General features: G+C 66.8%; 26 protein-coding genes and 1 pseudogene. 22 read left to right on the top strand and 5 right to left on the bottom strand.

Going from position 1 to position 23,062, the window contains the following annotated elements; translation table 11 throughout:
* Nucleotides 1–11 precede the first annotated feature (11 nt).
* Genes C2U31_RS10215 through C2U31_RS10235 form a run of 5 tightly spaced genes read left to right on the top strand, consistent with a single transcriptional unit; the run spans nucleotide 12 to nucleotide 4,800 of the window.
* Nucleotides 12–737, top strand: coding sequence for a TIGR03759 family integrating conjugative element protein (locus C2U31_RS10215; protein ID WP_103272746.1), 726 nt, complete (start codon nucleotides 12–14; stop codon nucleotides 735–737).
* Nucleotides 719–1,309, top strand: a complete 591-nt coding sequence (locus C2U31_RS10220; RefSeq protein WP_103272747.1) for a transglycosylase SLT domain-containing protein — start codon at nucleotides 719–721, stop codon at nucleotides 1,307–1,309. Before C2U31_RS10215 ends, C2U31_RS10220 begins: the two co-directional genes overlap by 19 nt.
* Entirely contained in the window at nucleotides 1,306–1,845 is a 540-nt protein-coding gene (locus C2U31_RS10225) for an integrating conjugative element protein (protein ID WP_103272748.1), read from the top strand. Before C2U31_RS10220 ends, C2U31_RS10225 begins: the two co-directional genes overlap by 4 nt.
* 4 nt (nucleotides 1,846–1,849) lie before the next feature.
* Nucleotides 1,850–4,042 carry a type IV conjugative transfer system coupling protein TraD gene (gene traD, locus C2U31_RS10230; RefSeq protein WP_103272749.1) on the top strand — a complete coding sequence of 731 codons (2,193 nt, stop codon included), beginning with the start codon at nucleotides 1,850–1,852 and terminating at the stop codon, nucleotides 4,040–4,042.
* The gene (locus tag C2U31_RS10235) at nucleotides 4,039–4,800 is read left to right on the top strand and encodes a TIGR03747 family integrating conjugative element membrane protein (RefSeq protein ID WP_103272750.1); all 762 of its coding nucleotides are present in this window, start codon (nucleotides 4,039–4,041) and stop codon (nucleotides 4,798–4,800) included. Before traD ends, C2U31_RS10235 begins: the two co-directional genes overlap by 4 nt.
* A 10-nt stretch (nucleotides 4,801–4,810) precedes the next feature.
* Here the strand turns inward: C2U31_RS10235 and C2U31_RS30765 are convergent, their stop codons facing one another.
* On the bottom strand, nucleotides 4,811–5,044 hold the full coding sequence (locus C2U31_RS30765; RefSeq protein WP_199770982.1) for a hypothetical protein: 234 nt from the start codon (nucleotides 5,042–5,044) through the stop codon (nucleotides 4,811–4,813).
* 421 nt (nucleotides 5,045–5,465) lie between these two features.
* Between C2U31_RS30765 and C2U31_RS10245 the strand changes: the two genes are divergently transcribed.
* The 11 genes from C2U31_RS10245 to C2U31_RS10295 all read left to right on the top strand — a co-directional run bounded on the left by C2U31_RS10245 (nucleotide 5,466) and on the right by C2U31_RS10295 (nucleotide 14,648).
* Nucleotides 5,466–5,846 (top strand): RAQPRD family integrative conjugative element protein, encoded by a 381-nt coding sequence (locus C2U31_RS10245; RefSeq protein WP_103272751.1) that lies wholly within the window; start codon nucleotides 5,466–5,468, stop codon nucleotides 5,844–5,846.
* On the top strand, nucleotides 5,843–6,076 hold the full coding sequence (locus C2U31_RS10250) for a TIGR03758 family integrating conjugative element protein (protein ID WP_043156237.1): 234 nt from the start codon (nucleotides 5,843–5,845) through the stop codon (nucleotides 6,074–6,076). The genes C2U31_RS10245 and C2U31_RS10250 overlap by 4 nt, the downstream gene beginning before the upstream one ends.
* 16 nt (nucleotides 6,077–6,092) lie before the next feature.
* On the top strand, nucleotides 6,093–6,452 hold the full coding sequence (locus tag C2U31_RS10255; RefSeq protein ID WP_023095489.1) for a TIGR03745 family integrating conjugative element membrane protein: 360 nt from the start codon (nucleotides 6,093–6,095) through the stop codon (nucleotides 6,450–6,452).
* A gap of 12 nt (nucleotides 6,453–6,464) precedes the next feature.
* Nucleotides 6,465–6,875: a TIGR03750 family conjugal transfer protein gene (locus tag C2U31_RS10260; protein ID WP_003821108.1), complete on the top strand. Its 411-nt coding sequence runs from the start codon at nucleotides 6,465–6,467 to the stop codon at nucleotides 6,873–6,875.
* Complete coding sequence (locus tag C2U31_RS10265; RefSeq protein ID WP_103272752.1) at nucleotides 6,872–7,564, top strand: PFL_4703 family integrating conjugative element protein; 693 nt, start codon at nucleotides 6,872–6,874, stop codon at nucleotides 7,562–7,564. Before C2U31_RS10260 ends, C2U31_RS10265 begins: the two co-directional genes overlap by 4 nt.
* On the top strand, nucleotides 7,561–8,478 hold the full coding sequence (locus C2U31_RS10270; protein WP_103272753.1) for a TIGR03749 family integrating conjugative element protein: 918 nt from the start codon (nucleotides 7,561–7,563) through the stop codon (nucleotides 8,476–8,478). The genes C2U31_RS10265 and C2U31_RS10270 overlap by 4 nt, the downstream gene beginning before the upstream one ends.
* Nucleotides 8,468–9,886 (top strand): TIGR03752 family integrating conjugative element protein, encoded by a 1,419-nt coding sequence (locus C2U31_RS10275; protein ID WP_103272754.1) that lies wholly within the window; start codon nucleotides 8,468–8,470, stop codon nucleotides 9,884–9,886. The genes C2U31_RS10270 and C2U31_RS10275 overlap by 11 nt, the downstream gene beginning before the upstream one ends.
* The gene (locus C2U31_RS10280) at nucleotides 9,867–10,307 is read left to right on the top strand and encodes a TIGR03751 family conjugal transfer lipoprotein (RefSeq protein WP_033448780.1); all 441 of its coding nucleotides are present in this window, start codon (nucleotides 9,867–9,869) and stop codon (nucleotides 10,305–10,307) included. Before C2U31_RS10275 ends, C2U31_RS10280 begins: the two co-directional genes overlap by 20 nt.
* A complete protein-coding gene (locus C2U31_RS10285; RefSeq protein ID WP_103272755.1) occupies nucleotides 10,307–13,174 on the top strand; it encodes a conjugative transfer ATPase in 2,868 nt (955 codons plus the stop codon). The genes C2U31_RS10280 and C2U31_RS10285 overlap by 1 nt, the downstream gene beginning before the upstream one ends.
* 13 nt (nucleotides 13,175–13,187) lie before the next feature.
* A complete protein-coding gene (locus C2U31_RS10290; protein WP_103272756.1) occupies nucleotides 13,188–13,973 on the top strand; it encodes a DsbA family protein in 786 nt (261 codons plus the stop codon).
* A gap of 180 nt (nucleotides 13,974–14,153) precedes the next feature.
* Complete coding sequence (locus C2U31_RS10295) at nucleotides 14,154–14,648, top strand: JAB domain-containing protein (RefSeq protein WP_103272757.1); 495 nt, start codon at nucleotides 14,154–14,156, stop codon at nucleotides 14,646–14,648.
* 24 nt (nucleotides 14,649–14,672) lie between these two features.
* Here C2U31_RS10295 and C2U31_RS31215 read toward each other — a convergent pair.
* A pseudogene (locus tag C2U31_RS31215) lies at nucleotides 14,673–14,777 on the bottom strand (LysR family transcriptional regulator); the annotation flags it as partial.
* Nucleotides 14,778–14,790: 13 nt separating this feature from the next.
* Nucleotides 14,791–16,245, bottom strand: a complete 1,455-nt coding sequence (locus C2U31_RS10300) for an MFS transporter (RefSeq protein ID WP_103272758.1) — start codon at nucleotides 16,243–16,245, stop codon at nucleotides 14,791–14,793.
* Between the two features lie 99 nt (nucleotides 16,246–16,344).
* Between C2U31_RS10300 and C2U31_RS10305 the strand changes: the two genes are divergently transcribed.
* From C2U31_RS10305 to C2U31_RS10330, 6 genes are all read left to right on the top strand, one after another.
* Nucleotides 16,345–17,157 carry a helix-turn-helix transcriptional regulator gene (locus tag C2U31_RS10305; RefSeq protein WP_103272759.1) on the top strand — a complete coding sequence of 271 codons (813 nt, stop codon included), beginning with the start codon at nucleotides 16,345–16,347 and terminating at the stop codon, nucleotides 17,155–17,157.
* Between the two features lie 118 nt (nucleotides 17,158–17,275).
* On the top strand, nucleotides 17,276–17,707 hold the full coding sequence (locus C2U31_RS10310; RefSeq protein WP_103272760.1) for a TIGR03757 family integrating conjugative element protein: 432 nt from the start codon (nucleotides 17,276–17,278) through the stop codon (nucleotides 17,705–17,707).
* Nucleotides 17,704–18,651: a TIGR03756 family integrating conjugative element protein gene (locus C2U31_RS10315; RefSeq protein ID WP_103272761.1), complete on the top strand. Its 948-nt coding sequence runs from the start codon at nucleotides 17,704–17,706 to the stop codon at nucleotides 18,649–18,651. Before C2U31_RS10310 ends, C2U31_RS10315 begins: the two co-directional genes overlap by 4 nt.
* 9 nt (nucleotides 18,652–18,660) lie before the next feature.
* The gene (locus C2U31_RS10320; protein WP_103272762.1) at nucleotides 18,661–20,058 is read left to right on the top strand and encodes an integrating conjugative element protein; all 1,398 of its coding nucleotides are present in this window, start codon (nucleotides 18,661–18,663) and stop codon (nucleotides 20,056–20,058) included.
* Complete coding sequence (locus C2U31_RS10325; protein ID WP_103272763.1) at nucleotides 20,055–20,426, top strand: hypothetical protein; 372 nt, start codon at nucleotides 20,055–20,057, stop codon at nucleotides 20,424–20,426. The genes C2U31_RS10320 and C2U31_RS10325 overlap by 4 nt, the downstream gene beginning before the upstream one ends.
* 15 nt (nucleotides 20,427–20,441) lie before the next feature.
* Nucleotides 20,442–21,962 carry a conjugal transfer protein TraG N-terminal domain-containing protein gene (locus C2U31_RS10330; RefSeq protein ID WP_103272764.1) on the top strand — a complete coding sequence of 507 codons (1,521 nt, stop codon included), beginning with the start codon at nucleotides 20,442–20,444 and terminating at the stop codon, nucleotides 21,960–21,962.
* 11 nt (nucleotides 21,963–21,973) lie between these two features.
* Here C2U31_RS10330 and C2U31_RS10335 read toward each other — a convergent pair whose 3' ends face one another.
* Together C2U31_RS10335 and C2U31_RS10340 are read right to left on the bottom strand one after the other, a co-directional pair.
* Nucleotides 21,974–22,339: a DUF3742 family protein gene (locus C2U31_RS10335; RefSeq protein ID WP_103272765.1), complete on the bottom strand. Its 366-nt coding sequence runs from the start codon at nucleotides 22,337–22,339 to the stop codon at nucleotides 21,974–21,976.
* A gap of 84 nt (nucleotides 22,340–22,423) precedes the next feature.
* Nucleotides 22,424–23,056, bottom strand: a complete 633-nt coding sequence (locus C2U31_RS10340) for an RES family NAD+ phosphorylase (RefSeq protein ID WP_103272766.1) — start codon at nucleotides 23,054–23,056, stop codon at nucleotides 22,424–22,426.
* Between the last annotated feature and the right edge of the window lie 6 nt (nucleotides 23,057–23,062).

Genomic DNA, 23,062 nt, shown 5'->3' on the forward strand with positions numbered 1-23,062 from the left:
GAGCAGATCGCATGAAGCCATCGATCATCCTTTCCGCGCTCCTGCTGGCGTTTACCCAGTGGCCTGCCTGGGCGCAGCAGCCCGCTACGGCTCCCGCCCGCAATGCGCAAAGCCAGGAGCGCCCGCTGGCCGCCCGCATCCTGGACGACCGGGTGGCGAGCGACTGGGGCCTGCAACCGCAGGAGTGGGCGCGCTACCGCGAACTGATGGACGGGCCGCTGGGCATCTACTCCCCCAATCTGGACCCGCTGTCGGCCCTGGGCATCGAAGCGCGCACCGACGAGGAACGGCGCCGCTACGCAGAACTGCAGGTGCAGGCCGAGGCGCGCCGCGTCGAGAAGCTGATCGCCTACCAGCGTGCCTACGACGACGCCTGGCAGCGCCTGAACCCCGGCATGCAGCGGGTGAACCTGCCGGACGACAAGCCGGTCGCGGGAGCCACGCGCGGCTCCGGCCGCACGGCGGTGTTCGTCAAGGACGGCTGCATGGCCTGCGGCCAGCTCGTGCAGCGCCTGCAATCCTCGGGCGCCGAATTCGACCTGTACATGGTCGGCAGCCGCCAGGACGACGCGCGCATCCGCGACTGGGCCAAGCGCGCGAACGTCGATCCAGCGCGCGTGCGCAGCGGCAGCATCACGCTCAACCACGACGGTGGGCGCTGGTTGACCTTGGGGGTGCCCGGCGACCTGCCGGCGGTCGTGCGCGAGGTGAACGGCCAATGGCAGCGCCAGCCGTAGCCGCATCCCTGCGCACTCTGGTGCTCGCCGCTGGCCTGTGCGCCTGCGTCGCGCAGGCCCAGGAGGTGCCGCCACCGGCCTACCAGCTCGCCGCACAGCGCGCAGGCATCCCCTCGACGGTGCTCTACGCCGTGGCCTTGCAGGAGAGCGGCATCCGGCGCAACGGGCGCATCGTCCCGTGGCCGTGGTCGCTCAACGTCGCCGGCCAGTCGCGCCACTATGCGACCCGTGCAGATGCCTGCGCGGGCTTGCAGCGGGCGATGCGCTCCACGCCGCACACGCGCATCGACGCGGGCCTGGGCCAGATCAACCTCGGCTATCACCAGCAGCGCTACGCCAGCGCCTGCGACTTGCTCGACCCGTACCGGAACCTTGCCATCGCCGCCGAGATCCTGCGCGAGCAGTACGCCCCCGGCGAGGACTGGTTGCTGGCGATCGGCCGCTACCACCGTCCTGCCGGGGGCGAGCCTGCCGCCCGCTACCGGCGCAGCGTATCCCGCCACCTTGCCCGCGTGCAGGGTACGCGCCCAACCGCCGCGGTCCTCGCCGCGCGCCAGGAGAGTTCCCCATGACGACATCCCATCTGGCCTTACGGGGCCTGCTCGTGTTGCTGGCGGGTCTGCCGCTGGCCTCGCTTGCCGGCGAGCCGCTGATCGTAGTCGAAGACCGTGGCGGCGCGTCGGCGCTGCCGTACTACGAAGCCCTGAACCTCCAGCCGCGCGCCAAGGCGCCGGCCCGGCCGCCAATCCCGACGCCCCAGGTTCCCGCCACGCCGGCAGACGAGGCCGCGATGCTGCCGGTACGCAGCGCCAAGCTCACGCCCGGCACCGTCGCGCGGCGGGTCATCGAGGCTCCTGGTCTGCGGCCTTTCGTGGTCGTCGGCGACGACGAGGCGTCCCGGGCCTGGCTGCGCCGCCAGGCGGCCGCGCTGCGCGAGCGCGGCGCGGTCGGCCTGGTGGTCAACGTCGAGACCGTGCAGGGCCTGGCGGGGCTGCGCGCCCTGGTGCCCGGTGTGCCGCTCGCGCCTGTGTCCGGCGACGACCTGGCCGAGCGCCTGGGCCTGCGGCACTACCCGGTGCTGATCACGGCCACCGGCATCGAGCAATGAAGCCATGTCGGGGAAACAGCCAGTCGAGGTACTGCTTCGCCCAGCGGTGGAGCTATATACCGTCGCGGCGTGTGCAGGCGCCGCGTTTCTGTCCCTGGTGGCCCCGTGGTCGCTCGCGCTGAGCCCCGCCATGGGCGTCGGCGGTGCGCTGGCGTTCGGCGCCTACGGCGCCATCCGCTACCGCGATGCCCGCGTCATCCTGCGCTACCGGCGCAACATCCGCAGGCTGCCGCGCTACGTGATGACCAGCAAGGACGTGCCGGTCAGCCAGCAACGGCTATTCGTGGGGCGCGGATTCCTGTGGGAGCAGAAGCACACCCATAGGCTCATGCAGACGTACCGGCCGGAGTTCCGCCGCTACGTCGAGCCGACGCCTGCCTACCGTCTGGCGCGGCGCCTGGAAGAACGGCTGGAGTTCGCGCCGTTCCCGCTGTCCCGGCTGTCGAAACTCACCGGCTGGGACGTGCCTTTCAACCCGGTGCGGCCGCTGCCGCCTGTGGGTGGCCTGCCGCGCCTGCACGGCATCGAACCCGAGGAGGTGGACGTCAGCCTGCCGCTGGGCGAGCGCGTCGGCCACTCACTGGTACTGGGCACCACGCGCGTCGGCAAGACCCGGCTGGCCGAACTGTTCGTGACCCAGGACATTCGGCGCGTGAACGCCGCGGGCGAGCACGAGGTGGTGATCGTCATTGACCCCAAGGGCGATGCCGATCTCCTGAAGCGGATGTACGTCGAGGCCAAGCGCGCGGGCCGCGAAGGCGAGTTCTATGTGTTCCACCTGGGCTGGCCGGACATCTCCGCGCGCTACAACGCCGTGGGCCGCTTCGGCCGCATCAGCGAGGTGGCCACCCGCGTCGCGGGGCAGCTTTCCGGCGAAGGCAACAGCGCGGCGTTCCGCGAGTTCGCCTGGCGCTTCGTCAACATCATCGCGCGCGCGTTGGTGGAGCTGGGGCAGCGGCCCGACTACATGCTGATCCAGCGGCACGTCATCAACATCGACGCGCTGTTCATCGAGTACGCCCAGCACTATTTCGCCAAGACCGAGCCCAAGGCCTGGGAGGTGATCGTCCAGATCGAGGCCAAGCTCAACGAGAAGAACATCCCGCGCAACATGATCGGGCGCGAGAAGCGCGTGGTGGCGCTGGAGCAGTACCTCTCGCAGGCGCGCAACTACGACCCGGTGCTGGATGGCCTGCGCTCGGCGGTTCGCTACGACAAGACGTACTTCGACAAGATCGTCGCCAGCCTCTTGCCGCTGCTGGAGAAGCTCACCAGCGGCAAGATCGCGCAGCTCCTGGCCCCGAACTACTCCGACCTGGCTGACCCGCGCCCGATCTTCGACTGGATGCAGATCATCCGTAAGAGGGCCATCGTCTATGTGGGCCTGGATGCGCTCTCCGACGCCGAGGTCGCCGCAGCGGTCGGCAATTCCATGTTCTCCGACCTGGTTTCGGTAGCAGGCCATATCTACAAATATGGCGTGGACGATGGCCTGCCGGGCGCCTCGGCTGGTGCGCGTGTGCCGATCAACGTCCACGCCGACGAGTTCAACGAATTGATGGGCGACGAGTTCATCCCGCTGATCAACAAGGGTGGCGGTGCCGGCCTGCAAGTCACTGCGTACACGCAGACCCTCTCGGACATCGAGGCCCGCATCGGCAACCGCGCCAAGGCCGGTCAAGTCATCGGCAACTTCAACAACTTGTTCATGTTGAGGGTCAGGGAGACGGCGACCGCCGAACTGCTGACGCGGCAACTGCCGAAGGTCGAGGTCTATACCACCACCATCGTCTCCGGTGCAACGGACAGCTCGGACATCCGCGGCGCGACCGACTTCACGTCGAACACCCAGGACCGCATCAGCATGTCCAGCGTGCCGATGATCGAGCCGTCGCATATCGTCGGCTTGCCCAAGGGCCAGTGTTTCGCGTTGTTGCAGGGTGGCCAGCTTTGGAAAGTGCGCATGCCGCTGCCGGCGCCCGACCCGGACGAGGTGATGCCGGCAGACTTGCAGCAACTGGCCAGGTACATGCGCCAGAGCTACAGCGAAGCGACGCAGTGGTGGGAGTTCACCAGTTCCCCCGCCTTGCAGGACACGGGCCTGCCCGACGACCTGCTGGATGACGCCGCTGCGGCCAAACCGCCCGCGGTGGCTACCGGCGCCGACGAGGACACCGGCAACGAGGCCTCGCCATGAAGGACGCCGCCTCGACTGCGCAACGGGAGCAGAACCAGCGCCAGGGCCTGATCGTCGGCACCATCACCTTGCCGTTCCGGCTGCTCGGGGTGCTGATCGGCTCGCTGCTGTTCTCGATCGTCGTGGAGTGCGTCGGCATGCACCTGTTCTGGAAGGACCAGGGATGGCGGCACTCGCAGCAGATGTTGCAGTACGAACTGGGGCACCTGTCCAGCCACTTCACGCGCAGCGTTGTCGTGCAGGAGCCGGGGCGCACCGCTCACGAACTGGTGGATACCGGCTACGAATGGGTATTCGTTCGCTCCGGGCTTCTGGAGCGCATGAGCCAGGCCGCCGAGCGCGCCCGCGCGCCCAGCCACGGGAAGGACCAGGACGGCGGCCGCAACTTCCGTTACTACATCAGCCAGGTCTATGTCTGGACCGAGAGCTACCTGATCGCCGCGGCCTTCACCACGCTCACGTTCCTGGTGCGCCTGCTGGTTCTGGTGCTCACGTTGCCACTGATCTTCACCGCGGCGTTCGTTGGCCTGATCGACGGCCTGGTGCGGCGCGACGTGCGCCGGTTCGGCGCGGGAAGAGAAAGCGGCTTCATTTATCACCGTGCTAAGGCGAGCTTGATGCCGCTGGCGGTGCTGCCGTGGGTCACGTATCTGGCGCTCCCGATTTCGGTGCATCCGCTGCTGATCCTGCTGCCGAGTGCTGCCCTATTGGGGTTGGCAGTATCTCTTACCGCAGGGAGCTTCAAGAAGTACTTGTAGATAGCCTGATTTAGCTATCGGACTGATCAGGCTTGAGCCGTTTGATTATCTGCTCCGAGTCCATCTCCGCGGTCTGCATCCGCTGAGCTACCCCTTCCCAAACCGTCTTCGCTGCTTCACCCAACGATCCGCCCACTTCTGCGATCTCGGCCTTGATCCTTCTCACGATCTCGGCATGTCCGGCTTCGGCATCCTCCCATGCGGCGTATCGCCCTAGCGGACTCGCCTCGCCATTGACATTCACTTCTGTCTCGAACAGCGCAGGCCTCCCGTCAGGTAGTGGGTTGTGCTCTAGGCCCAGGAATACCGTCGAAACTCTGATGTCATTGAGACGTGTGTCCGCTACGTGGCGGTCCGCGATCCTAAACCAGTCCCACCATTCCTTTCTGTCTGCGCACGGCACAGGGCGACGATCGACAAGTTTGTACTGCATATGGCACGTGGCAAGTAGTTGGTGACAGTGAAAGAGTAACCCAACGCGCCGTTCCGCACACTTCTACCCCCGTCAAGACCTGTGCTTAGGTTGTAGCGCAGCCTGGCTTTTCCCTCCCTGAATCCGCGTGTAGGCCCATCAATCCGGGAATGCGCGAGTTCCTATTGTTTGCGGCCTGAAAGCCCCTCGCTGTCCACGATCAAGCCATTGCTGATCACACAGGAATGGCGCGATGTTGGCTCCGATCTGGCAGCGCGCCGCGCATCGCGGCGTGCCCACTTTTCTCGTGACGGCCCTCCTGCTGGGTCAGTCCCCGATGGCGGCGGCCGAGTCCCCGGCACAACGCCAGGAGCTGGTCGCCGCGCTGCGCCAGCTCGACGCCCTGGAGCGCACCGTCGCCGACAGCGCCGCGCATGCCCCCATCCAGCCGGGCGAGCGCTATCACTTCGATTACCCGCGGTTGCTGGCTGACCTGGCGCGCGTGCGCGCCGGCATCCAGGCCCATCTCACACCGTCGCGTGCCCAGCCGCGCGACCCCTCCGAACTGGCCGGCGACTACCGCACCGAGCGGCCCGCTTCGCCATCGCCGACGACTACGGAAGCCAAGCAATGAACGGCGCCCAGGTCTCGGCATTTCAAGCCAACAGCGGCATCGCGCCTTCGGCGATGGCGACCGTCCTGGTCGGCCTCGTGTTCGCGGTCTTGCTCGTGTGGGGCGTCTGGGCCATCCGAACGGCCTACGTGGGGTGGTCCGAGAGCCGCCTCAACCAGCGCCAGTTCCTCGGCGTCTGCATCCGCTTCGTCGCGATGTACCTCGTCCTGAGCTTCTTCCTCCTCTCCTGACCTGAAAGGCACGACCATGCAAAACCGCATCCTCCATTCCCGTCTTGCCCAGCGCGCCGCTGTGGCACTGGGCGCCGCCGCGCTTCCCGCGCTGTCGTTCGCGCAAGGCTTGCCGCAGTTGGAGAACCCGACCCGCGGCACCGGCAACGGCATCATGGAAACGATCAGGAACTACGGCTACGACATCATCATGCTCGTGGCGCTCCTGGTCGTGGCGTCGATGTTCATCGGCGTCTGCTACCACGCCTACGGCACCTACGCGGAAATCCACACCGGCCGCAAGACCTGGGGCCAGTTCGGCCTCACCGTCGCGATCGGTGCCGTGCTGCTGGTGATCGGCATCTGGCTGCTCACCGAAGCCACCGGCATCCTGTAAGGCGAGGCCGGTATGTCCGAGCAGCAGCACGTCCGTGCGGACGGGACGGTCACGTTCCTTCCGCACCGGCTCAACCGCCATCCGGTTGTCGTGCGCGGCCTCACCGCCGACGAACTGTGGATCTGCTGCGGCCTGTCCGGCGCCGCCGGCCTGCTGGTCGGTGCGCCGCTGTCCTGGGTGTTCCGCACGATCGCCATCGCGCCGACGTTCGTCGTCCTGGGCGTGGCCCTGGGCGTCTTCATCGGCGGCGGCATCCTGCGCCGGCTCAAGCGCGGGCGTCCCGACACCTGGCTGTACCGGCAACTGCAATGGCGCATCGCCACGCGCCATCCGCTGATGGCGGGATGGGTGGGCGGGCACGTGTTGATCTCGCGCTCCGGCTTCTGGTCCACCCGAAGGTCCGTTGCAAGGGGGGCACGATGAGCCGTTTCAAGAACGAGATCACCCACCTGCAGGCGCACATCAAGACGCTTCGCCTGGGGGCTGGCGCGCTGGTCATCGTCGCCCTGGTCATGGGCGGTGGCTGGTGGAGCGCGCCGCGCGACCTGACCATCCACGTCCCGCCCGACCTGCGCTCCGGCAGTACCCGCAAGTGGTGGGAAGTGCCGCCCGAATCAGTCTATGCGTTCACGTTCTACGTGTTCCAGACCCTCAACCGCTGGCCGACGAGCGGCGAAGAGGACTACCCGCGCAACCTCCACACGCTCTCGCCGTACCTCACTCCGTCCTGCCAGGCATTCCTGCGCGCGGACTACGACTACCGCCGCAGCACGGGCGAGCTGCGCCAGCGCGTGCGCGGCATCTACGAAATCCCCGGGCGCGGCTACGGCGACGATCCCACGGCGCGCGTGCGCGTGGTCTCCGACCGCGACTGGGTGGTGACGCTCGACATCACCGCCGACGAGTACTACGGCGCCGAGCAGGTCAAGCGCGCGCTCGTGCGCTACCCGGTGAAGGTCACGCGGGTGGACGTCGATCCCGCCCGCAACCCGTTCGGCTTGGCGCTGGACTGCTACGACGGTGCGCCCCAGCGCATCAGCGCACCGGAGCCGACGCGCCCGGCGCCTGGCGGCCTGTCTCCGCAAGCGCCCCAAGGAGGAAACACCCCATGAAGCATCCTGTACTCGTGCTGCTGGGGCTGCTGGCCGTGGCCGCGGCACCCGTCTCCCATGCTGTGGAGATTCTGCGGTGGGAACGCATGCCGCTCGCGGTGCCGCTGAAGGTGGGCCAGGAGCGCATCGTGTTCATCGACCGGAACGTCCGCGTGGGCGTACCCGCAGGCGTGGGCGAACGCCTGCGCGTGCAGAGCGCAGGCGGCGCGGTGTACCTGCGCGCCAGCGAACCGATCGAGCCCACGCGGCTGCAATTGCAGGACGCCGACACGGGCGCGCTGATCCTGCTCGACATTGCGGCCGAGCCGCCCAAGGACGGCGAAGCCGAGCTGGAGCCGGTGCGCATCGTCGAGGGCAGCAGCACCCCTGCGCGCTACGGCGATCTGGCAGGCGGTGCCGATGAGGCCACGGCACGCGCCCAGGACCAGGCAGGTACGCGGGTGACCCGGCGCGAAACCCCGGTTCCGGTCGTCCTGACGCGCTTCGCCGCACAGAACCTCTACGCGCCGCTGCGCACCGTGGAGCCGCTGCCTGGCGTCATGCGGGTGAACCTGCGTCGTGACCTCGACCTCGGCACGCTGATGCCGACGCTGCCCCTGCGCGCGATCGCACTCGCGTCGTGGCGTCTGGAAGACCAGTGGGTCACTGCCGTGCGCCTGACAAACAGCAGCAGCGGCTGGGTCACGCTCGACCCGCGCGTGCTGCAAGGCGATTTCCTCACCGCTACCTTCCAGCACGAAGCGCTCGGCCCTCGCGGTACGCCCGAGGACACGACCGTCCTGTACCTGGTGACGCGCGGGCACGGCCTCGCGCAATCGCTGCTGCCGGCGATCCACCGCTTCGACCCGGTCGTGCATCTGCCGCAGCCGGAAGCGGTAGCCGACGACGGCAAGGAGGCCCGCCATGCGCAGTAACGGCTTGCTCAAGTGGCTGATGATCCCAGTCGCCTTGCTGGTGCTGTTCGTCGCCATCCGGCTGTTCTCCGGCGGAAGCACGTCGGCACCGCCCGCCGCGGATGCCGGCTCCAAGCTCACGCCCGAGGAAATGAAGGCGTTGGGCATCGAAGGCGATACCCCTCGCGACACCGTTGCAACCCTGGTGGCCCAGGTGAAACAGTTGCGCACCGAGCTTCAGACCGCGCTGACCGACAACAAGTCGCAGCGCGAGGAAAACCAGCGGCTGCGCCAGCGCGAGAACTCCATCGATCAGCGCATCAATTCGGCCCTCGAATCCGAACGCTCGAACCTTCGCCGCGACCAGGAACAGGCGGCCAGCGCGCGCCAGCAGACCGAGGGGCTGCTCGCCGACCTGCAGCGGCGCCTGGACAGCATCGGCGGGCGCGGCGGCGGCCATGCCGATCTGCCCGTGGGCCTGGGGCTGCGCGATGGCGACGAGGCCGGCATGGAAGGCGGCATGCGCTGGATCGAGCCGGACGACGCGAAGAAGGCCGAGGGCCGCAACGGCAGTCGTGGCACGGGCAGCGGCATGAGCTTCCCGACGAGCTTCGGCCCGGCGCAAAGCACGCTGGAAACGACCGCGGAAACCGTGGCGAACGCCGGCGCACGTGCGGCAGGCGTCAAGAGCGCCAAGCCGGTCTATACCGTGCCAACCAACTCGACGCTGATGGGGTCGGTCGCGATGACGGCGCTGATCGGTCGTGTGCCGATCGACGGGACGGTGAACGATCCGTACCCCTTCAAGGTACTGGTCGGGCCGGACAACCTGACCGCCAATGGCATCGACATTCCCGACGTGGCCGGCGCTGTGTTCAGCGGAACCGCATCGGGCGACTGGACGCTTTCGTGCGTGCGCGGTCAGGTGCGCAGCATCACCTTCGTTTTCCACGACGGCACGATCCGCACCATCCCCGAAGACCGCGACGGCAACCAGCAGAACAACCAGCAGCGCGACGGCCTGGGCTGGATCAGCGATCCCTATGGCATCCCTTGCGTCAGCGGCGAGCGGCGCAGCAACGCCCAGCAGTACCTCGGCTCGCAGGCCCTGATCACCGCGGCCGGCGCCGGCGTGGCCTCGCTGATCGACAGCGACAGCGGCCAGATGTCCTACGTCGGCGCAGACGGCTCCATCGGCAGCGTCGGCATCTCGGGCAACGAGGCCGTGGGCCGCATCCTGGCCGGTGGCGTGCGCGACATGGCGGACTGGGTGAACAAGCTGTACGGGCAGGCGTTCGCGGCCGTCTATGTCCAGCCTGGCGCGAAGGTCGCCGTCCACCTCGAAAAGCCGCTCGCCATCGACTTCGATCCCGAAGGCCGCAAGGTCGATCACCGCGCAGGAGAAAGCCATGCTCTCGAACTTGAATAGGGGCCTGGCGCTGGCCCTCGCCGTCGCGGTGCTCGGCGGCTGCGCCACCAGCAAGGAAAAGCTGCTGCCCCACGGCGACAGCACGATGATGGACATCTGGCAGCAGAACGCCGGCGACGGCGGCGGGAGCGCCGGCCAGGCGGCACGCCGGCAGCTGCTCGATGCCCGCCAGAGCCTGCGCCGGCCGTTGACCGAGGCCGACGTGCAGGCCGCGCCCGCCGAGCAGATGCGCTACACGCGCACCGCACGCAACGAGGTCTATCGCCAGTTCCACCGGCTGCCGAATCCCGATCTCGTCATGTACGTGTATCCACACTTGGCGGGCTCGGACCCTGTACCTGTGCCGGGCTACACGACGGTCTTCCCCCTGTACCAGCGCGTGCAGTACGCCATGCCGGGCGAGCGCGTGGAGGACTACTGATGCGCTGGAAACTTCCCTGGCCGAAGCTGGCCGCATCCAGCGCCAGCGACGACGAGCAGCCGGACGGTTGGCAGCGCCACGTCGATGCCTTGCGCCAGGCCGGCATCCCCGAACCTGGTGCAGCGGTACAGGGCCGCAGGCCGGCGACGGTAGCCGACGAGCAGGCGCTGTACGACGTCGCACCGTCGTTCGCGGAACTGCTGCCTTGGGTGGAGTTCCTGCCGCAGTCGAAGTCCATGCTGCTGGAGGATGGGCAGTCGGTCGCTGCCTTCTACGAGCTGGTGCCGCTGGGCACCGAGGGCCGGGAACCCGGCTGGCTCGCGCATGCCCGCGATGCCTTGGAAAACGCGCTCCAGGACTCGTTCGATGAGCTGGACGAAAACCCCTGGGTGCTCCAGCTCTACGCCCAGGACGAGCCCAGCTTCGACCAGTACATGCAGACCCTGCGCGACTACGTGCAGCCGCGCGCCCGCGATACCGCGTTCACCGAGTTCTACCTGCGCTTCTTCGGCCACCACCTACGCGCGGTCGCCAAGCCGGGCGGCCTGTTCGAGGACACGGTGGTCACGCGGCTGCGCTGGCGCGGCCAGACGCGGCGGGTGCGCATGGTGATCTATCGCCGTGCCACCGGGCAGGCAAGCCGCCGCGGCCAGACGCCCGAGCAGATGCTGAACATCGTTTGCGACCGCCTGTGCGGCGGCCTGGCGAACGCCGGCATCCAGGCACGGCGCATGGTCGCAGCCGACGTCCACGACTGGCTGCTGCGCTGGTTCAATCCGCGCCCGGCGATGCTCGGGCCGAGTGCAGAGGACCGGGAGCGCTTCTACGCGCTGGCGCGCTACCCCGACGAGGCCGAGGACGGCGAAATCGAGCTGGCGAGCGGGCGGGATTTCAGCCAGCGGTTGTTCTTCGGCCAGCCACGCTCCGACGTGGAGCATGGCACTTGGTACTTCGATGGCATGCCGCACCGCGTGCTGATCACCGACCGCCTGCGCATGCCGCCCGGCACCGGACACCTGACCGGCGAGACCCGCAAAGGGGATGCCATCAACACGCTGTTCGACCAGATGCCGGAAGACACCTTGCTTTGTCTCACGATGGTCGCCACGCCGCAGGATGTCCTGGAAGCGGATCTCAACCACCTGGCTAAGAAGGCGGTGGGCGAGACGCTGGCGTCGGAGCAGACGTTGAAGGACGTGCAGGAAGCCCGCTCCCTCATCGGCAGCGCGCACAAGCTCTACCGCGGAACGCTGGCGTTCTACCTGCGCGGACGCGACGAGGCGGAACTGGACCGGCGCGGCCTGGACCTGGCGAACGTGATGCTCAACGCCGGCTTGCAGCCGGTGCGCGAAGACGACGAGGTGGCACCGCTCAACAGCTACTTGCGCTGGCTGCCGTGCTGCTACAACCCCGGCCAGGATCGGCGCAGGTGGTACACCCAACTGATGTTCGCGCAGCACATCGCGAACGTGTCGCCGGTGTGGGGCCGCGCCCAGGGCACGGGGCACCCCGGCATCACGATGTTCAACCGTGGTGGCGGCCCGATCACCTTCGATCCGCTCAATCGCCTGGATCGGCAGATGAACGCCCACCTGTTCCTGTTCGGCCCTACCGGCTCGGGCAAGTCCGCGACGCTCAACAACCTCTTGAACCAGGTCACGGCCATCTATCGGCCGCGGCTGTTCATCGTTGAGGCCGGCAACAGCTTCGGCCTGTTCAGCGATTTCGCACGCAGGCTCGGGCTAACGGTGAACCGGGTAAAGCTGGCCCCAGGCTCCGGTATCAGCCTCGCACCGTTCGCCGATGCGCGCCGGCTGATCGAAACGCCGAGCGACGTGCAGACGCTCGATGCCGACGCGCTGGACGAGGACCTTCCCCCGGATGCCTCGGCCATGGAGGCGGACGAGCAGCGCGACGTGCTCGGCGAATTGGAGATCACGGCGCGGCTGATGATCACCGGCGGCGAGGACAAGGAAGAAGCCCGGATGACGCGGGCCGACCGCTCGCTGATCCGCCAGTGCATCCTCGACGCCGCCGAGCACTGCGTGGCCGAGAAGCGCACGGTGCTCACGCGCGATGTGCGCAACGCGCTGCGCACCCGCGGCCAGGACCCGACGCTGCCCGAGATGCGGCGTGTGCGGCTGCTGGAGATGGCGGACGCGATGGACATGTTCTGCCAAGGCACGGACGGCGAGATGTTCGACCGCGACGGCACGCCGTGGCCCGAGGCGGACATCACCCTGGTGGACCTCGCAACCTACGCCCGCGAGGGCTACAACGCCCAGCTCTCCATCGCCTACATCAGCCTGATCAGCACGGTGAACAACATCGCCGAGCGTGATCAGTACCTGGGACGCCCGATCATCAACGTCACCGACGAAGGGCACATCATCACGAAGAACCCGCTGCTCGCGCCCTATGTCGTGAAAATTACAAAAATGTGGAGAAAGTTGGGGGCCTGGTTCTGGCTCGCGACGCAGAACATCGACGACTTGCCGCGCGCCGCGGAGCCCATGCTCAACATGATCGAGTGGTGGATCTGTCTCAGCATGCCGCCCGATGAAGTCGAGAAGATCGCGCGGTTCCGCGAACTCTCGCCCGCGCAGAAGGCGCTGATGCTTTCGGCGCGCAAAGAGGCGGGGAAATTCACAGAAGGCGTCATCCTCTCCAAGAGCATGGAAGTGCTGTTCCGCGCTGTGCCACCGAGCCTGTACCTCGCCCTCGCGCAGACAGAACCCGAGGAGAAAGCCGAACGCTACCAGCTCATGCAGCAGTACGGCTGCACCGAACTGGAAGCGGCTTTCAAGGTGGCCGAGAAGATCGACCAGGCCCGCGGCATCGAGTCGCCGGCCCTGGAACTGTCGTAAACCGGAGAACGCCATGGAACAGAAACGTCCTTCCATTCCGATGCAGGTCCAGGCGTTCCGCCGTCGCCGCTGGCGGCCTCGCTGGCCCTGGGTATTGGCTGCTGTGCTGGTCGCGCTGCTGCTGATCTGGCTGGTGTCCCGGACGCCCGGCGAATCCTCAGCCTCGTCGCCCGCGCCGGCCAGCACGGCGCAGGTCGCTGGGCCACCCTGGCAGATGGGCAACCCGGAAGGCCGCTTCACGCTGACGCTCTATGCCGACCTGGAATGCCCGTTCTGCCGGGAGTACTTCCCGCAGCTCAAGCGGTGGGTCGGCAACAACACCGACGTCGCACTGCAATGGCACCACCAGCCGCTGGCCGCACACGAGCCAGCCGCGTCGGCCGAGGCACGTCTGGCCGAGTGCGCCGCCGAAGCGGGCGGTCATGCGGCGTTCTGGCAGGCGGTCGAATGGGTCTATGCCCACACGCGCAGCGACGGCCAGGGCTTGCCCGATGGCTTGCGTTACCCCGAAACAACGTCGGCCATCGAGCAGTGCATGGCGAGCGAGCGGCCCAACGCGGCCATCCGCGCCCAGGCCGCAGAAGCCACCAAGAGCGGCGTGACCGCCACGCCGTCGCTGCGACTGCTCGATCGCCAGACGGGCCAGGCCATCCTGCTGCAGGGGCCGATCGAGGGCGATGCCTTGCTGTCGGCCATGGACATGCTGGCGGCCGGGGACATGGCCAGCGACGCGGCGGCTTCCCCCGCCACCGCCACATCCGAAATGCCTGCCGACGTTGTCGGCGACATGCCCAGGTAGCCCTCGGTCTTAGAGGCTACGGCGCGGTTCGCCGTGCTGACCGCGACCCGTTCGCTTCGCATCCTGGCTGCGAACAATCACCGCTGCGCGGTGGTGGATGCACCTTGTTCCGCTGTTTCATCCCCAGGAGGGCTTGCCCTCCCAGGGTGGCGCCCTCCGTTCACATTCTGGAGGTTCGCCATGTCTCTCGTCATCAACGACTCCTGCGTGGAGCCACGTTTTGCCCCAGCGTCCCAATCCGATGACTGGATCATCCGGCAAGCCATCGCGTTGCTGGAGCAGCGGGTCTTCAAGAAGGGGCCAGCCCTGAATCAGCCAGCCGTCGTCAAGGACTATCTGCGCCTGAAACTGGCCGCCGAGCCGAACGAAATCTTCGCCGTCGTGTTTCTCAACAGCATGCACGTGGTGCTGGCCTATGAGCCGATGTTCAAGGGTACGGTCCATTCGACCACGGTGCATGCGCGCCCAATCGTGCAGCGCGCCCTGGAACTTAACGCCGCTGCGGTCATTTTTTCGCACCAACACCCTTCGGGCTGCACGGAGCCGTCAAGCGCGGACCGCGCTTTGACCCAAACGCTGAGGGCCGCGTTGTCGCTGATCGACGTGAGGGTGCTGGATCACCTCATCGTCGGCCAGGGCACGCCGTACTCGTTCGCGGAATCCGGCCTGCTGTAGCGACGGTGTCGGCTTCTTGATCCACACGGAGGCTTCGGCCTCCGATTTTTCAATGTGCAACCTCTCCGCTGCACGGGCGAAATGGAGTTCTGCAACGGCTAGGAAGCAGCCAAGATGCCGAAGCTCCATCTCGCTTTCCTTGTCAGCTTGCAGACCGCTGCGTTTTTGCCAGCATCGCTAAGAGGATGCAGACCAGCAAAGCAGCGCCCAGGTTGTAGAGCATTCCCGCGACGAAAGCTGAAGCGTATTGGCCTGCTTGCGCCGCCGCGCCATCGCCTGCGGCAAGCGCCGCACCGAACAGGATGCCGACCGCGGCCACGCCCAGCGCGGCGCCGACCTGCTGAACGGTCGAGATCACGCCCGACGCCATGCCAGCCTGCGCTTCAGCGACAAAGCCCAGTACCAGGTTCAGCAGCGGCGTCATGATGAAGCCTTGCCCGGCACCGACCACGACCAGAACGGGGATCAGCCGCATGGGCACCAGTTCCGCACCAGCGGCTTGCACCTGGGCGATCAGCAGGCCGATCGAAACGGCATAGACCAGCGCCCCGCTGACGATGGCGGCGGTTCCCCAGCGGGCAACCAGCCGTGGCGCAGCCAGCGATGCCGCGACAAAGCCCACGCTGCATGGCGCGAAGATGCTGCCAGCCACGAAGGGATCGAGGCCCAGCCCCGTCTGCACCAGCAAGGCGAAGCACAAGAAGAACGAACTGGACGTGGAATAGACCAGCAGCACCAGCACCGCGCCCAGCGCGAAACGACGCTGTCCCAGCAATCGCATGTCCACCAGCGGCAAACCACCGGCAATCCGCCGCTGCTCCTGCTGCCGGTAGAACAGCGCGAGCAGCGCCGCCGCCACCCCCAGCGACCCCAGGCTCCAGGCCGGCCAGCCTTGGCCCGGCCCCTCGATCAGCGGCACCAGCAGCAACGCCAGGCCGGCGCTGACCAGTACCACGCCCGTCCAGTCCAGGGCCGGGCGCTGCGGCGCGCGCGATTCGGGAATGCACCGTGCGGCGGCGATGGCGAACAGCCCGATGGGCACGTTGATGAGGAAGATGCTGCGCCAGCCCAGCCCGAACAGGTCGGCATGCACCAGCCAGCCGCCCAGCACCTGCCCAGCGATGGCGGCCAGGCCCAGCGTCATGCCCAGCAGGCCGAAGGCACGGCGGCTGTCGTCGCCGTCGAAGTTGACGCGGATGGACGCATAGACCTGCGGGAACAGCAAGGCGGCCGCCAGCCCCTGCAACACCCTGGCACCGATCAGGAAGCCGGCCTTGGGCGCCAGCCCGCACAAGGCCGAGGCCACGGTGAAGCCCGCCATGCCGACGACGAACAACCGACGGCGGCCGAACAGGTCGCCCAGCCGCCCGCCGGTAATCAGCAGCACGCCGAACGCCAGCTCGTAACCGGCCACGATGAAACCGATCTGCGCGAAGCTCGCGCCCAGCCCGGCCTGCATGCTGGGGATGGCCACGTTGACCACGAACAGGTCGAAGATCGTGACGAAGCCGGCCAGTAGCAGCACGGACAACCCGAGCCACGGCGGGCCACTGACGGCGCGCTCGGGCGGCGTCGCAAAGCAGGGATTTGAGTTCATCTTGCGTATCCAGGGTAAAGACGCGATCATTCTCAAACCCTTCTTAAACAATTACAATTTAACAATTTATGCTATTACTTAAAGCAATCCCATAAGGCGATGAGAACGCTGGAACGAACGCGCGCCGATCTGGCCGCCTTTCTGCGCGCACGGCGCGAACGGCTGTCGCCCGCCGACGTGGGCTTGCCCAGCGGTGGCCGCCGGCGCACGCCAGGACTTCGGCGCGAGGAAGTCGCCGCGCTCGCTGGTGTCGGCTTGACCTGGTACACATGGCTGGAACAGGGCCGCGATATTGGTGTTTCGGCCACCTTTCTGGACAACCTGGCGCGAGTGCTGAAACTGGATGCTGCCGAGCGGCGGCACCTGTTCCTGCTGGCGCACGAGAGGCCACCGGCCGAGCCGGGCAAGACATGGTGCGTGCTGCCGCCGCTGGTACGGCGCTTGATGCACGACCTGCCGCACCCGGCCTTCGTGCTCAACCTGCGCTGGGACGTGCTGGGCTTCAATGCGCCTGCGGATGCGCTTTTCGGATTTGATACGCACGCGCCCGAGCGGCGCAATCTGCTCTGGCTGCTGTTCACCGATCCCATCCTGCGCGAGCGCGTGGATGCCTGGGAAGAACAAGCTCCGCTGATGCTGTCCAGCTTCCGACGCGACTTTGCCCGCGCCACGCAGGAAGCGAACATTCATGAACTGGTGGACGAACTGGAACGGGTTTCGCCCGAGTTCAAGGCATGGTGGCGGCAGCACGACGTCCATGCGCCTTGCAATGGCGTGCGCAAACTAGTGATCGACAGCAAGGCGGAGCCGTTCGAACACACCTCGCTGACAGTTGACGAGGATCGACACCTGCGGCTGACGGTCTATGCGCGGCAATTGGTTGACGCTGAATCCAACCGCAGACCGGAGTAACCATCACGGCTCGATCTCGCCCCTATGAAACCGGGTGGAGCCGAGTTCCTATTTCCTGCTGTCCCTCACCGCCGTATGCGTTGCACTACCGGAATCGTGAACTCCGGGGTGGCACGCCATGCGCCGTTTTCCTTCGTTTCTTCCCTCCAAGCGAACCTGGCTAACGGCCAGCGGCTTGGCTGCGCTCCTCGCGACCAGCGCGCTCTACGCTGAAACCTGGGTCGTCACCGACCAGGCACATCCAGTCTCCGGCAAGGCGGATCGGCTGATCCTGCTGGATGCGCCCTCCCGCATCGAGGCCGAACTGGCATCTGGCCTGCCGGCTGACCCGGCGCGCGCAGAACACATCGCTCGCGATCGCCTGAGCCAGGGCGGTGCCGACCTCCAACGCCGCATTGCCTCCGCATACCAAGGCGTCACCGACGCATGGAGCCTGGGCATCACGAGCATCCCAGCCATCGTGGTGGATCAGCGCTACGTCGTCTATAGCGAGCCGGATGTGGCTCGCGCTGTCGCGCGCATCGAGCAGCACCGGAGGACCCAGCCGTGACCCGACTATTCGACCTGATGCGCCGCCTGCGCGCTGGCGTGGCTTCGTTGCTGCTGCTCAGCGCCACGGGCAGCTACGCCCTCAATACAGCGACCATCATCGGCTCGGTGGCATCGCCCGATTGCCTCGAATACCGTGTCGTCGGCATCTGCTACTGGCTCTACTGCACCTGGACGGGCTGCACGGTGCGCACGTCCGTCAAGGTTCGCCACTACATCCCCGATGCGGTGGTGTCGTCGTATTCGAATACCGGCGAAAACCCCTGGGTCGAAGTCCGGGCGATGAGCACGCCCAACCCGTCCGCCCAGGCTGGCGGCGACGGGACGACGAACGAGGACCACGAAAACAACCTCGCCAAATTCAAGAACGCGGACGTCATCGGCCACCCTGGCGCCGAGGTGTTCAACCAGTTCGTCTCGTCCTCGGGCTACTTCTGCGAGGGCGCGGGCACGGCATTCATGCCGTACTTGCTCAGCACCTTGGACACGCTGGCCTGGCGCTACAACGTGCCCGAGATGGCCTACCCGGAAGCACTGATTCCGGGCCGGCGTGAGGTCGGCGCACGCACCACGATGAACCTGTGGGGCAACGTGTATCCCCGTGGCGGCTTCCTTCACCAGACCGACGACTTCAAGGCCGGCGCAGTGGTGGCCCAGCGTGCAGGCGATGTGGTCACGCGCCGGGGGCAGATCCACGTCTATCAGCCGTTGCTGGCCAACTCCCGCGACGGCTACTGGCCGGCCGGCGCGCTGATGGAGGGCGATGCCTCCACCGGCAAGTGGCAAGAACTCACACCCGTCCTGTCCTCGTCCTGCACGGTCTTTCCGCGCAGCGGCTTCCTTACCCAGGCGCAGCAAGGCGACTACGCATGGGCGCTGTGGCGGCCGTATGCCTGCTGCGAACGCCGGGGCCAGGTGTTCCTGGGCAGCGTCGATTTCCTCTGAGGTGGTGCCATGAAGTTCCGTCCCGCATTCAATCTGTTCTCCCGCCGGGCACGCCGCACGGAGATCGTCCTGGCGCTGGCCGGCGCGCTCGCGCTGGGCAGCGGCGTGGCCTGGGGTCAACTGGGATACCAGACCACCGGCAGCGTCATCGGCGATGACGTCATGTACTCGATCGGCGGCGGCAACGCCGTGTCGATGGGACGTGCGGCTGGCATGCGCTCCCTCGGTGTTGGCGTGGGCTGGAACAGCAACTTGATCTGCGGTGACATGAGCATCCAGACCACCTTGAGGAATCAACTCAACGGCATCACCAACGGTTTCCAGCAAATCATGTCGTCGGTGATCCAGAGCGCCACCAGTGCGGTGGCATCGTTGCCCGCGCTGATCATCCAGCGGGCCGATCCCGGCCTGTACAACCTGCTCACCAATGGCGTACTGCAGGCCCGGCTGGATTTCGACCGCTCCAAGCTCACGTGCCGTGCCATGGCAGAGAAGATGGCCGAAACGGCGGGCGGCCAGCTCGGCTGGAGCCAGATGGCCGAAGGCCTGGCGCTGCGCGATGCCGTGTCGAGCACGGATGCGGTCTCGGCCATCGAGCAAGCCGAGACGCGCCGCGGCAATGACGGCGTGCCGTGGGTCGGGGGCAGCAACGCGGGCGGCTCCGGCCAGCCCGCGGTCAGGGTCGTCGGCGATGTCACCCGCGCCGGCTACAACCTGGTCAACGGCCGCGGCGTAACCGACACGTCTTCGATCGCCCCGGCCAGTTGTGCCAGCCTCTCGTGCCAGACCTGGACCTCGCCACAGGCCGCCGTCGAGTGGGCTACGCGCGTGCTCGGCGAGAAGGAGCAGCGCACGTGCGATGCCTGCACCAAGACCGAGACGACGCCCGGCGTCGGGCTCACGCCGCTGATCCAGGAGGAATACGACACCAAGCTGCAGGCGCTCCAGGATCTCGTCTCCAAGGCGAAGAACACGACGCCCGAGAACCTGCGCGAAGCCGGCAGCGCGTCGCTGCCCATTACGCGCGGCGTGATCGAGGCGCTGCGCGACGAGCCCGACCAGCACCTGCTGTCGCAGCGCCTGGCGTCCGAGGTCGCGCTGGCGTCCGTGCTGGAGAAAGCGCTGCTGCTGCAGCGCACGCTGCTCACGGGCAAGAAGGAGCCCAACGTCGCGGCGAACGAGCTTGCCGTGGAGGCCGTGAACCACGAGAGCGACACGCTCGACCGCGAGATTCGCAACCTCAAGACCGAACTGGAGCTGCGGCGCGAGCTGGCGAACAACTCTCCCATGGCGATCATCCAGCGCCACGGCACGCGCGCGGCCGGCTCGCGCGGCATCTACGAGGGCGATCCTGTGCCGGACCGTCTCGACCAGCTCCAGAAGGGCAATCCGGGGAGTCGGCCATGAGCCCGGCGCGCATGGCCTGGTGGCCCGTGCGCTGGTTGTTCAGCCGGCGCGCGGCGAAGACGCTGCTGTGGCTGGTACTGATCGTTGCCGCTGCCGTGGGGGCCAACGTCGCGGGCATCTACTTGGTCGGCAGCGTTGCAGGCTGGGAACGGTGGCTGGCGGCCTCCGCAGGGTATTTCTTCATCTGGCGGCTGTGCGTGTACGCGGCAACGGCCTATGGATGGTTCTGGATGCGCCGCCGGGTGCTGGCCCGCGAAGACCAAAGCGGGACAGATGGCCAGGCGCGGCGCCGGCTGAATCGCACCGAGGTCGCCGGCGTCGTCGCCATCGTCGCGCTGGAAGCCAGCCTGTTGATGCAGGCCGCTTGAGGGGAGATCGGGGCCATGACGCTCTTCACGACCGACTATCTGGAGTACTACCTCACCCTCGTGTCCTGGATCGTCAACAACGGCATCTGGGCCGTGCTGGTGTCCAGCGGGGTGTTCGCGCTGCCTTTCGTCGCCATCGTCGTGCAGGAGTGGCTGAAGGCCCGTGCGGAAGGCGCTGACGAGGGCAACAAAGGCGTTCTGAGTGCCGCCCGTATCGAGAACCGGGTGTTCGTCGCGATCGTGGTGGTGATGTTCGCGGGCATTCCGTTTATCGACGTGGACCTCAGCACCATCCAGTACGACAGCTCGCGCTCGGCGCAGTGCCAAGTCAGCGTGCCGCAGCCCACAGAAACCGGCTGGTCGCAGTCCTTCAGCACCATCAACAACCAGTCGGCGAAGGTGCCGGTCTGGTGGGCCTTCATGCACGCGCTCTCGCGCGCGGTCACGAGCGCCTCGGTGGCTGCGATCCCGTGCGGTACGGACCTGCGGCAGATGAGGATGGAGATCGACGCGACCCGCATTGACGACCCGGTACTCGCTCAAGAGGTCGCGGACTTCTCGCGGGATTGCTATGGGCCTGCGCGGGCCAAACTGTTCATGCAGCGCCCGGATCTCGATGAGCAGCAGATGCACGACGTGACCTGGATCGGCTCGCGCTTTTTCACGGACACGGGTGGCTACTACGACAGCTACCGCTCCAGCACGGCGCGCGAGGCATGGCCCTATGACGACAGCCGCGATGCAGGCCTCGCGCAGGTTGCCAATGGTGGCGGCTACCCGACCTGCAGGCAGTGGTGGTCAGACGGCAGCAACGGACTGCGCGCGCGGCTGCTGGGGCAAGTGGACCCGAGCCTGCTGAATCGCCTGGCGGGCTGGGCCGGGTTCCTGAGCCGGGCCGAGGTGGACGATTCGGTGATCCGCGCCATCGCGTCACCCCGGCAGCAGAAATTGAACCAGGGCAGCGTCTATACGGACTACGGCGGCCAGATCGACAAGACCCTGCCGAACATCGTGACGCGCGCCACAGGCGACGTCGGGATGGCAGTAGGCGCGATTGCCGCGTTTCCCGCCATGGATGTCGTGCGCCAATCCCTGCCCATGATCCTCGCCTTACTGAAGATGGCGCTGGTCATCTGCATCCCGCTCGTGCTGGTTGTGGGCACCTATGACCTGAAGACGGTCATCACCGTCAGCGTCGTGCAATTCGCGCTGTTCTTCACGGACTTCTGGTTCCAGCTCGCACGCTGGATCGATTCAACGATCCTGGACGCGCTCTACGGGTGGGGCTTCGGCTGGAACCGGCCGCACACCAACTTCGATCCGCTGGTGGGGCTGAACAACGCCTTCGGCGACATGCTCCTGATGTTCGTCATGGGCACGATGTTCCTGGTTCTGCCGGGATTCTGGCTGGCGAGCCTTACCTGGGTTGGGATTCGGGCCGGGCACGTCATCCAAGGGCTCTCCGATGGCAGCAAGAGCGCCGGGCAAGCTGGCGGCAAGGGTGCCGGGGCGCTCACCGGAGGAAAGCTGAAATAGCCCGAGGCCGGTCAGTCGTCGGTGTACAACTCGTGCGACGTGTCGTTGTGCAGGTTGGGATCGTAGCCCGGCGTCTTGCGCAGCTCGGTGAGGTCGGTGAAAGGCCACTCGTCTTCATCCGAGGTATTGGCAGCAGCAGCCCATCCCGCCGCCGCAACGCCCAGCAGCACGAGTGCGAACCAAAACGCAACGTAGAGCAGCACTCCCAGTACAGCCAGCTTGACCACCCACACGCACACGGTCGCGCCAGCTCGCGGCATCCCCTTGGATACCAACCAGTTCGACGCCCGCCGTTCGCCGCGCGCACAGGCACGCCATCCGCGGCCAAAGGCGCGGCCGAGGCGTTCTGCGGTGCTGGTGCGGGTCGTCGTGTTCATGGTCGTCTCCTGCTGCTGAGGAATGCCTATTCCAGTTTGCTCCACTTCATTCGGTTTGCGGCTTCAATGTGCTTTCTTGCTGCTTCAGGACGTTTCGTCGTCTGGCCCCAACGGGCCTGGATCGGGTTCTACGCCGACGCGGTAGGTGGCGACGAAGCGCGGCCAGTCCACATGGTCAACCAGGTCGATGTCCTCGACAACGCGGACCTTGGCTCCCGCCCGCTCGAACAGGGCGATGCTCGCGGCGGGATAGTTGTTGCGCGACGGATAGAGCACCCCGTCGAACAGCGCCTGGCCGTCATCTCCGAGCATCGCATGCACCTGGGCGGACACCCGCTGCGTGTGCGTGTAGTCGCGGCTGGCCAACTGCTCCAGGTTCAGGCCGAAGTAGCCCGCCATGACGCCCGGCGCCGTGAGATCGGCCAGAAGCACGTCATCCAGCACGCCTACTGCGCGCACCATCCGGGCGTTGACCTCCTTCAGGGCGATGGAGCGCCTCGTGTCTTCAAGCCATTGATGCTTATGGAACACCGACTCCATCAGCACCGTGGGCAGGTCGCACCCCAGGTAGAGCACGCCGTAGGCCCCCGCTGGGTCATCGTAGCGATTCGTGCTGCTGCGGCCATAGTACAGCGGGCTGCCCCGATAGACGACGCGGCTCACATGCTGGAGCAGTTCACCGGCATCGATCAGGAACGAAGGCAGCTCGTGGCTCATGGCGAT

The sequence above is a fragment of the Achromobacter sp. AONIH1 genome (assembly GCF_002902905.1).
Taxonomy (GTDB): domain Bacteria; phylum Pseudomonadota; class Gammaproteobacteria; order Burkholderiales; family Burkholderiaceae_B; genus Achromobacter.

What these genes read in the sequence shown, in the direction of transcription:
- C2U31_RS10290 (WP_103272756.1), top strand. Translation starts at nt 13,188, where the DNA reads ATGGAACAGAAACGTCCTTCCATTCCGATGCAGGTCCAGGCGTTCCGC.
- C2U31_RS10220 (WP_103272747.1), top strand. Translation starts at nt 719, where the DNA reads ATGGCAGCGCCAGCCGTAGCCGCATCCCTGCGCACTCTGGTGCTCGCC.
- C2U31_RS10275 (WP_103272754.1), top strand. Translation starts at nt 8,468, where the DNA reads ATGCGCAGTAACGGCTTGCTCAAGTGGCTGATGATCCCAGTCGCCTTG.
- C2U31_RS10225 (WP_103272748.1), top strand. Translation starts at nt 1,306, where the DNA reads ATGACGACATCCCATCTGGCCTTACGGGGCCTGCTCGTGTTGCTGGCG.
- C2U31_RS10250 (WP_043156237.1), top strand. Translation starts at nt 5,843, where the DNA reads ATGAACGGCGCCCAGGTCTCGGCATTTCAAGCCAACAGCGGCATCGCG.
- C2U31_RS10305 (WP_103272759.1), top strand. Translation starts at nt 16,345, where the DNA reads ATGAGAACGCTGGAACGAACGCGCGCCGATCTGGCCGCCTTTCTGCGC.
- C2U31_RS10325 (WP_103272763.1), top strand. Translation starts at nt 20,055, where the DNA reads ATGAGCCCGGCGCGCATGGCCTGGTGGCCCGTGCGCTGGTTGTTCAGC.
- C2U31_RS10300 (WP_103272758.1), bottom strand. Translation starts at nt 16,245, where the DNA reads ATGAACTCAAATCCCTGCTTTGCGACGCCGCCCGAGCGCGCCGTCAGT.
- C2U31_RS10270 (WP_103272753.1), top strand. Translation starts at nt 7,561, where the DNA reads ATGAAGCATCCTGTACTCGTGCTGCTGGGGCTGCTGGCCGTGGCCGCG.
- C2U31_RS10335 (WP_103272765.1), bottom strand. Translation starts at nt 22,339, where the DNA reads ATGAACACGACGACCCGCACCAGCACCGCAGAACGCCTCGGCCGCGCC.
- C2U31_RS10245 (WP_103272751.1), top strand. Translation starts at nt 5,466, where the DNA reads ATGTTGGCTCCGATCTGGCAGCGCGCCGCGCATCGCGGCGTGCCCACT.
- traD (WP_103272749.1), top strand. Translation starts at nt 1,850, where the DNA reads ATGTCGGGGAAACAGCCAGTCGAGGTACTGCTTCGCCCAGCGGTGGAG.
- C2U31_RS10310 (WP_103272760.1), top strand. Translation starts at nt 17,276, where the DNA reads ATGCGCCGTTTTCCTTCGTTTCTTCCCTCCAAGCGAACCTGGCTAACG.
- C2U31_RS10340 (WP_103272766.1), bottom strand. Translation starts at nt 23,056, where the DNA reads ATGAGCCACGAGCTGCCTTCGTTCCTGATCGATGCCGGTGAACTGCTC.
- C2U31_RS10295 (WP_103272757.1), top strand. Translation starts at nt 14,154, where the DNA reads ATGTCTCTCGTCATCAACGACTCCTGCGTGGAGCCACGTTTTGCCCCA.
- C2U31_RS10235 (WP_103272750.1), top strand. Translation starts at nt 4,039, where the DNA reads ATGAAGGACGCCGCCTCGACTGCGCAACGGGAGCAGAACCAGCGCCAG.
- C2U31_RS10265 (WP_103272752.1), top strand. Translation starts at nt 6,872, where the DNA reads ATGAGCCGTTTCAAGAACGAGATCACCCACCTGCAGGCGCACATCAAG.
- C2U31_RS10280 (WP_033448780.1), top strand. Translation starts at nt 9,867, where the DNA reads ATGCTCTCGAACTTGAATAGGGGCCTGGCGCTGGCCCTCGCCGTCGCG.
- C2U31_RS10330 (WP_103272764.1), top strand. Translation starts at nt 20,442, where the DNA reads ATGACGCTCTTCACGACCGACTATCTGGAGTACTACCTCACCCTCGTG.
- C2U31_RS10260 (WP_003821108.1), top strand. Translation starts at nt 6,465, where the DNA reads ATGTCCGAGCAGCAGCACGTCCGTGCGGACGGGACGGTCACGTTCCTT.
- C2U31_RS10215 (WP_103272746.1), top strand. Translation starts at nt 12, where the DNA reads ATGAAGCCATCGATCATCCTTTCCGCGCTCCTGCTGGCGTTTACCCAG.
- C2U31_RS10285 (WP_103272755.1), top strand. Translation starts at nt 10,307, where the DNA reads ATGCGCTGGAAACTTCCCTGGCCGAAGCTGGCCGCATCCAGCGCCAGC.
- C2U31_RS10320 (WP_103272762.1), top strand. Translation starts at nt 18,661, where the DNA reads ATGAAGTTCCGTCCCGCATTCAATCTGTTCTCCCGCCGGGCACGCCGC.
- C2U31_RS10255 (WP_023095489.1), top strand. Translation starts at nt 6,093, where the DNA reads ATGCAAAACCGCATCCTCCATTCCCGTCTTGCCCAGCGCGCCGCTGTG.